The 7962-nt window shown below is 58.5% G+C and carries 7 protein-coding genes; 3 read left to right on the plus strand and 4 right to left on the minus strand.

Going from position 1 to position 7962, the window contains the following annotated elements:
- On the plus strand, window positions 1-1274 hold a 1274-nt coding region (locus EOA86_RS13585), incomplete at its 5' end, for a hypothetical protein (RefSeq protein WP_128342121.1).
- Window positions 1261-2523, plus strand: a complete 1263-nt coding sequence (locus EOA86_RS13590; RefSeq protein ID WP_128342123.1) for a polysaccharide biosynthesis/export family protein — start codon at window positions 1261-1263, stop codon at window positions 2521-2523. The genes EOA86_RS13585 and EOA86_RS13590, both read left to right, overlap by 14 nt.
- Window positions 2524-2560: 37 nt before the next feature.
- On the opposite strand, the gene EOA86_RS13595 is transcribed toward EOA86_RS13590, so the two are convergent.
- Window positions 2561-3898 (minus strand): HlyD family type I secretion periplasmic adaptor subunit, encoded by a 1338-nt coding sequence (locus tag EOA86_RS13595; RefSeq protein ID WP_065009618.1) that lies wholly within the window; start codon window positions 3896-3898, stop codon window positions 2561-2563.
- 188 nt (window positions 3899-4086) lie between these two features.
- A complete protein-coding gene (locus tag EOA86_RS13600) occupies window positions 4087-5829 on the minus strand; it encodes a type I secretion system permease/ATPase (RefSeq protein ID WP_164891735.1) in 1743 nt (580 codons plus the stop codon).
- Window positions 5830-6259: 430 nt separating this feature from the next.
- Between EOA86_RS13600 and EOA86_RS13605 the strand changes: the two genes are divergently transcribed.
- Window positions 6260-6952 carry a class I SAM-dependent methyltransferase gene (locus EOA86_RS13605; RefSeq protein WP_128342126.1) on the plus strand — a complete coding sequence of 231 codons (693 nt, stop codon included), beginning with the start codon at window positions 6260-6262 and terminating at the stop codon, window positions 6950-6952.
- Between the two features lie 70 nt (window positions 6953-7022).
- On the opposite strand, the gene EOA86_RS13610 is transcribed toward EOA86_RS13605, so the two are convergent.
- Both EOA86_RS13610 and EOA86_RS13615 read right to left on the minus strand, forming a co-directional pair.
- Window positions 7023-7289: an acyl carrier protein gene (locus EOA86_RS13610; protein ID WP_029352679.1), complete on the minus strand. Its 267-nt coding sequence runs from the start codon at window positions 7287-7289 to the stop codon at window positions 7023-7025.
- A gap of 62 nt (window positions 7290-7351) precedes the next feature.
- Window positions 7352-7962: fatty acid--CoA ligase family protein (locus EOA86_RS13615; RefSeq protein ID WP_164891736.1), on the minus strand; the 611-nt coding region annotated here is incomplete at its 5' end.

Here is a 7962-nt window from a genome sequence, read left to right on the forward strand (position 1 = left end):
CCTTCTACCAGCGTGCATCGGCTCTGCTGTTGATTGCCGTTGCCATGTCGTTGGGTCTGCCCGCGGCCGGAAGCCGGCAAAGCAGCGAGCAGACACAATTTGTCGCGCCGGTGATGATGGATCTGCCCGACTATCTGCGCCCAGTGACGGATCCGGCGTTTGGGACAATCTTTACGCGCATTACCAAGCCGGGAGTGCTTGGCAATGGGGTCGCATGCGGGAACAAATATTGCAGCCACCGTTATTCGAGTGCCCAAGCCTGGAATTCAGACCAGAGCCTTCTCGTCATTACCAACGGCTGTAGCGGCGGCATGTGCTTTTTCGACGGGCACACATATGCTCCGCTGTTCCGCCGCGCTCGATCGACTGAATGCGAATGGCACCCTCAAAACGCCGATCTGATGATCTGCGTTCAGGGTCGGCAGGTGTCGAGCTGGGCGCCACGGACCAATCGCGAAGATGTCCTGTTTGTTTCGACTGAGTATCACGATTTCCATTTCGGGCCGGGCAAGGGCAATCCAAGCCGTGACGGTGACCGCATAGCCGTGCGTGCAGTGCGTAAGAATGGGGATGCGGTGGTCTTTGCTTACGATCTCAAGCAACGGCGGAAATTCCCGGACATCGATCTTGAGCATATTGGCGGAACCAACGGCACCTGCTCGATTTCTCCGCTCGGAACCAACATTCTATGCCTTCAGGAGATAACAAGCGGCATCGAACAGGGCTTCATTTTTAGTGTCGAGGGCACTTTGCTCCAGAGGTGGATGGAACATCACCGGCCCGGGCATGGCGATATGACAGTCGATGACGACGGCAGCGAAGTCTATGTCGGTATCAGCAAGTCCGATCCGGACAAGTATCAGGTGATCAAGCGAAGGCTGTCCGACGGCAAGGTCACCCCACTTATGAAATACGGCGAAGCCATGCATGCATCCCTGCGTGCGCTGGATAGGCCTGGTTGGGTGTTCCTGACCTATGGCGGCGATCCGGATGAGATATCGGCTCACCCGGACTGGGCGCCATATGCACAGGAAGTGATCGCGCTGCGCATCGATGGCAGCGGGGACGTCCGACGCATCGCACAAACGAGAAGCACTCAGTTAGACTATCGAAGCGAGAGTCATGCCTCACCATCCCCTGACGGCTCGCAGGTAATCTGGTCGAGCAACTGGGGCGTGCCCGGCGGGCCAGTCTACGACTTCGTCTCCCGTGTCGATTGGCCGGAAGAGTCGACGTTGAACCGGAAGGAGATTGTCACCAATGGTCTTCACTAATCGTATCCTTCTTGCCGCGCTTGGTATGCTGGCTGTCGTGGGTATGGCCGCCGCAGCGGAGACGCGGGTCGCGTATCGAATTTCCGCCGGCGATACCGTCGAGATAGGAATTGCCTCCATCCCGGAACGAACGCAACGTGTCATGGTTCAAATGGACGGCACGATCGCGCTTCCCGAAGTCGGCATGGTTTCGGTCGGCGGCCTCACTCCGGCCGAATTGCAGACACGCATGGAGACGATCTTGACTACCAAGATATTTCACCAGCGTTTGCCCGATGGGCGGGAGCAAATGATCGTCGTCAAGCCGAGCGACGTCACCGCCGTGATCGCAGAGTATCGCCCGATCTACGTGACCGGCGACGTGCTCACTCCCGGACAGCAGGCTTACCGACCGCTCATGACCGTGCGGCAGGCGATCGCCGTGTCTGGCGGTTTCAGCCTTCTGCGGGCAAGGGCAAACCAGGTTGGCCCAGATCCGGTGGATCTGCGGCGCGACTATGAATCGGCCTGGGGGGAGTACACCAGAGACTATTTTCATAGCGCCCGCCTGCGCGCCGAACTTCAGAACCAGGCGAATTTCGACATGAAGCCACCACAAGGGTCACCCTTGTCGGCCGCTTTCGTGTCGGCAATCGCCCAGGCTGAAGCAGAAGGGCTCAAGATTTCCCTGGACAACTTCCAGCAGGAGCAAAGCTACCTTGAACAAAGTGCCAAGGCTGCTGCGGCACAGATCGAGGTCCTGCTCAAGCGCGAGAAGGCCGAAGCCGAGGCAGTGAAAGCGGACGAGGACGACCTGGCACGAATAACGAAAGTGCATAAAGCAGGCAATCTGACCAACGACAGACTCGCCGATGTCCGGCGCGGTGTGATTCTCTCTTCCAGCCGGGCGCTCGAAACGTCGGTTGAGCTCATGAGAACACGACGCCAGCAGGATGATTTTCTCAGGCAGCGCGAGCGCAATGACAACCTGAGAAGGATGGCTCTATTGACTGAGCTGAAGGACACCAACGTGCGTCTTGCCGACATCACCGCAAGACTTCGCGCCGCCAGCCAGAAGTTGCAGCCCACGGGGGCGTCCGCCCAGCCACTGCCAGTTGCCGGCGAAACCATCCAGGCTCAGGTCACGATCATTCGCAAGATGGGTGAGGAATGGCGCAAACAGCCGGCCGGAGAAGACACCGAGGTATCACCCGGTGACACGATAGAGGTAAGGTTCAGCAACGGTCTCGAGACCGCCGCGGTCCGATAGACTGCTGTACCTTGTTCTGTCGCGATTGCCGATTGCGTTACTGTCTGAAAGCTCTGGAAACCTGGTCGGTAAAGGGTTTCAGCAAATAGGACCATACATTGCGCTCGTCAGTGCGTATGTGAACTTCGGCGGGCATGCCAGGTTTGAGTATTTTCGCTCCCGTCAGACAGGTCGTGGAATTTTCGACATTGATGCGCGCCGAAAAATATGAAAGCTGACGTTGCTGATCCTTAATCAGATCTGCAGAGATGCGGTTGACCGAGCCTTGGCAAACAGGTGTCGTCCCTACGTCGAAAGCCGGAAAGCGGATTGAAACCCGCTGTCCTGGACGCACGTCATCGATACGCTCTGGAGAAACGAGCGCATCGACAACCAGGTTGTCGGCATCGGGGACAATCATCATGAGCACTTCTCCGGGAGCAATCACGCCTCCAATGGTGTGGACCGCGGATTCTTGTACCGTTCCCGACTGTGGGGCGCGGATATCTGTCCTGGCGAGTTCGTCTTCCGCCACTACCTTGCGCTCATTGAGTTCGGTCTGCTTGGCTTCCGTTTCGCGAAGTTCGCTCGTTACCTCGCTCCGCATTTGCTCGTCGAGCTGAAGCACCTGCAGGTCAGTCTCACTGATGCGGGCTTGGACCTCGGCGATTGCCGCGACAAGGCGTCCTGACTCGCCGCGAGTCCGGCTCTTCTCCAAGCTGATGGTGCTCAGCCTTTCTTTCGAGACCAACTTCTTGGAGTAGAGAGACTCGACGTCAGCAAGGTTCAGCGTCAGCAGATTCAGCGACTCGTCCATCGCCGCCTGCTGCGCTTTGAGGCCATCGATCTGACGTTCCAATTGCTTCGAGCGGCTTTGCAATTGTGCCTTCTGGCCCGCCAGCGCCGCAGCACGGCTTTCGAACACGGCCCGCTCGCCACTGATAAGCGTCGCCAGTTGCGGGTCGCCCATCTTGACCCGAAGGCTGGGCGGAATCTGCATTTCCGGCAGACCCTGTCGCTCGGCTTCCAGCCGGGCCAGACGAATGGTGGCGCGATTGAGATCCTCGCTGATTATCTGCAGGTTTGCTCGGGTCAATGTGTTGTCCAGCCTGACCAATACGTCGCCGGCCTGCACATGATCCCCGTCCTTGGCGAAGATGCCGCCGACAGTGCCGCCGGTTTGATGCTGGACTTTCTTTATGTTGCTTTCGACCACCACAGTGGCAGGGGCAATCACCGCGCCGGCAATCTTGGTCAAGCCCAGCCAGAGTCCTCCGCCGAAGATCAACAGGAAGGTGATTGCCAAGCCCAAGAGCAGATTGGCCCGGATGCCATCCGGCTCTGGCTTCGTCTCGAACGATTGGCTTTCGCCAGCGACCGCGGCATATGACGACACGGTCACGCTAGAACAATACCTCACATAGGCCCGCCTGCACCTTTCTGCAGCGGAACGATAATATGCTGCCAGCCCCAAGAGCAGATTGGTCCGGAGGCCATCCGGCTCTGGCTTCGCTCCAATCGGTTGGCTATCGCCAGCAACCGGAGCATATGATGACAGGGACACATCAGACACGGAGCAAGACCTCACGCATGGCCGCTTGCACCTTGTTGCAGCGGGACGACACTATTTTGCCGCGGGAAGGGCCGGACCACATTTGCCAGAACGTCTTCGCGCGAGCCAAATGAATGGAGCATGCCATTCGACAAGACGAGCACCTGATCGATGTTGACGAGCCCTGACGGACGATGCGCAACAACAATCGCGATGCCGCCACGCTCGCGCACGGCCAGGATTGCCCCAGCCAGGGCAACATCACCATCTGCATCCAGATTGGAATTTGGTTCGTCGAGAACGACAAGGAATGGATCGCCATAAAGCGCCCTGGCGAGCCCGACGAGTTGCCTCTGCCCAGCCGACAGGGCCGCTCCGCCTTCACCGATGCGCGTTTGGAAACCTTCCGGCAGGCGCATGATCATCTTGTCCACGCCCGCAGCCTTGGCGGCTGCCAGCACGCCCTTTGCGTCACTCTTGCCGCCGAACCTTGAAATGTTGTCGGCGATCGTTCCGTCGAACAGTTCAACGTCCTGCGGCAGGTAGCCAATATGGGTTCCGAGCAGTTCCGAATTCCACTGATCGAGCGAGGCGCCGTCCAACCTTACCGTTCCACGAAGCGGCTTCCATGCCCCGACCAAAGCACGCACGAGCGTCGTTTTGCCAGAGCCGCTCGGGCCGACGATCGCCAACCCCGCGCCCCTCGACAGGCGAAAGCTCACATTGACGAGCGTTGGTCTCTGCAGACTTGGTGGTGCGACCGTCAGTTCCTCGACCGCAAGCTGTGTCTGTGGGCGCGGCAGCTCCATAGGGTCTTTCTGGCTACCGAAAGCATCCAACGCTGCCGCCAGATCGGTATAGCTTCGCCGGGTGGCCAGAAATCCTCTCCAGTTTGCGATTGCCACATCGACCGGCGCCAATGAGCGGCCCAGCAATATGGACGATGCGATGATCACGCCGGGCGAAGCCTCGCCGCCGATCACAAGGTAGGCACCAAGCCCCAGCACCGAGGACTGCAGGGCCATTCGAAGTGTCTTCGACAATGAACTCGCTGCGCCGACGACATCGGAGAGTTGTTCCTGGTTCTTGAGGTAAAGATGGCTGATCTCATTCCAGCGCCGACCGAGCTGAGCGGAAAGGCCCATCGCCTGGACGACCTCCGCATTGCGGCGGCCGGAATCGGCAAGAAGCCGCTGTGCCACGAGCGTCTCGGAAGCACGCGCGGCGGGTTTGCGGGCAACGACTTCCGCGACTACCGTCAAAAGTACGACAGCAGCCGCGCCGACGGTTGCCAACACACCAAGCGAAGGGTGCAGCAGATAGATGACCACCATATAAAACGGAATCCAAGGAGCGTCGAAGACGACCGTCGGTCCCAGTCCGGAAAGAAATCCGCGCAACTGGTCCAGATCGCGAAGCGGCTGCACCCGGTTCGCATCCTGCCCAGCAGTAAGCGGCAGGGAAAGCGAGGCAGCGAACGCCTTTTGCTGCAGATCTCTGTGCAGGCGGCTGCCGATGCGGACCAACAGGCGAAGCCTGACGAAATCGAGGAGGCCATAGACAGCGTAGAGGCCAAGCATCCCGATCGTAAATCCGATGAGAGTCGGAATGCTCTGGGAAGGCAGCACGCGATCGTAGATCTGGAGCATATAGACGGAGCCGGTCAGGGCGAGAACGTTTATCACTGCCGAGAAAACGCCGACGCCAATCAGTCCATGCATTGAGCCGAACATAGCGGAGCGTAGATCGGGCGAGCGCCCTTGCGTTGACTTCATGATCTGCGATCTTTCGTGCGAAATTGCCGCGCGAACGTGTTGGTCATGTCGATGATGGGTAAACCCTCTTGCCTTGCGGGAAGCGGCTGCTTTCCGTTAGCTACTGAAACATTACGCTTTGCTTACATATGTGCCTTTTGATTAAAATGTAGCAAAATCGTGACGCAGGACCGAGAATTCGGGAATTGGCTTTGCAAGGCTGGGGATAACGGGGCTGGGAGCCCGGATATTTCCAATGATGAGACAATATTCCCAATCATGCGACAGATGAGAGGCTCATGATCACCTTTTGTTGCATCATGTCTTCAAACCTTAGGGCGGCGAGTGTTTTTCGATTTGCCCATCGAGAATTTAATGAATTTGGGATACACTTAATTGGGGCGGAATTGTCGGACAACGGCACCGGCAATGTCAGGAAGGCGGGTCTGTCATGAGCGAAGAGATCAGTGTCGCCGAAGCCTACAGCAAAGGCCGCACCAACTTCATGGGGCTGGAGTTGCTCATCGCGCCCGGTGCGCTCGTTCCCCGACCGGAGACGGAGTTGCTTGGCACGACCGCGCTTGATGTTCTGAGTCAAATGAACCTGCCGGCGCCACGCGTCGTCGATATGTGCTGCGGGGCCGGCAATCTGGCGTGCGCCATCGCGCGCTACGCTCCCACCGCGCGTGTCTGGGCGAGCGATCTTACCGATGGATGCGTTGAAGTCGCGCGCCGCAACGTCGCCCATCACGGCATGGCGGATCGCGTGTCCGTGCTTCAGGGCGACTTGTTCAGTGCTTTCTCGGGCTTGGAGCTTGATGGTACGATGGACGTGATCGTCTGCAATCCGCCCTACATTTCGGAAAAGCGGCTTGAGCGCGACCGCGCGCATCTGACGGAGCTTGAGCCGCGTGAAGCGTTTGCGGCCGGCCCCTACGGCCTGAGCATCCATATGCGGGTGATCAAGGACGCGCCGCGTTACTTGCGGCGCGGAGGCATCCTGCTCTTCGAGGTCGGCCTCGGCCAGGACCGGCAGGTCATCAGTCTGCTGGAGCGTTCCAAGGCTTACGAGAACATCCGCGCGGTCACGAACGAAGCCGGCGAGGGCAGGGTGGTTGTGGGACATACCACGTCGCAAGCGTGAGCCGTGCCGCGACTGCGGCAGGCGGTGGCGCTGTCGGCGGCGTCAAACAACGCTGGGCAGATGTCGGCAATCAGTTTTGCTTGCGGAGAACATATTGCGCAATTCCTTGGATAGAATCGAGGTTCTCCGGCAAGAGTTCGCTGTCTTCCACGGTGATGCCGAAGGTCTCCTCGATAAAGCCGATAACCTCGAGTACCCCTGTCGAGTCGACGATGCCTTGGTCGAGAAGGGACGTATTGCTCTCCAGAGCATCCGCGTCGGCTATGTAGAAATTCGACGCCAGGAAAGCGCGAATCTGGTCCTTGCAGGTCTCGGCTCTATCCTTGGTAGACAACATTGAATCCTCCTCCGATACTGATACTAAAGATGAATGCTGATCAATTTCATCCAGAAACCGCCTCATGACAGGGCCGTTTTTTTGAGTTTGCCTGTGTCTGTCATCGGTAGGCTGGGTACGATCACGATGGACTTCGGAACCATGAAATTTTCCAATCGTCTCTGGCATTCTTTCTGCAACTGCCTTTCGCCGACGATTCTTCCTTGCTCGATCACGACGAAGGCTTTCACAGCTTGTCCGAGCAACTCGTCCGGAACGCCGATGACCGCGGCTTCCCGCACACCCGGAACATCCAGCAGCGCGTTTTCCACCTCCTTCGGCGCTATCTTCTCTCCTCGCGATTTTATGATCTCATCGCCGCGACCGATGAAGTAGAGGTAGCCTTCCGCGTCCATCCGGCAGTAGTCGCCGGTGTACAAGACCTGCTCGCCCGGCAACGGGCCGGGTTTGAGTTTTCTGGCCGTGGCTTCCGGCTTACCCCAATAGCCCTTCATCACCGTCGCCCCGCGGATGACGAGTTGGCCAACGACATCAGGACCGACCGGCTTGTCATGCTCGTCGACAATCCACATTTCCGTGTTCGGGATGGCGACGCCGACGCTCAATGGCTTTCGCTCAAGGTCTTCCGGCGGCAGATAGGTACAGCGCTTGCATTCGGTGAGGCCATACATTG

Source organism: Mesorhizobium sp. M5C.F.Ca.IN.020.32.2.1 (genome assembly GCF_004023105.1).
Classification (GTDB): domain Bacteria; phylum Pseudomonadota; class Alphaproteobacteria; order Rhizobiales; family Rhizobiaceae; genus Mesorhizobium; species Mesorhizobium wenxiniae.

Bases quoted from the DNA above. Each gene is read 5' to 3' on its own strand.
- EOA86_RS13590 (WP_128342123.1), top strand. From the start codon at position 1,261: ATGGTCTTCACTAATCGTATCCTTCTTGCCGCGCTTGGTATGCTGGCT.
- EOA86_RS13600 (WP_164891735.1), bottom strand. From the start codon at position 5,829: ATGAAGTCAACGCAAGGGCGCTCGCCCGATCTACGCTCCGCTATGTTC.
- EOA86_RS13605 (WP_128342126.1), top strand. From the start codon at position 6,260: ATGAGCGAAGAGATCAGTGTCGCCGAAGCCTACAGCAAAGGCCGCACC.
- EOA86_RS13610 (WP_029352679.1), bottom strand. From the start codon at position 7,289: ATGTTGTCTACCAAGGATAGAGCCGAGACCTGCAAGGACCAGATTCGC.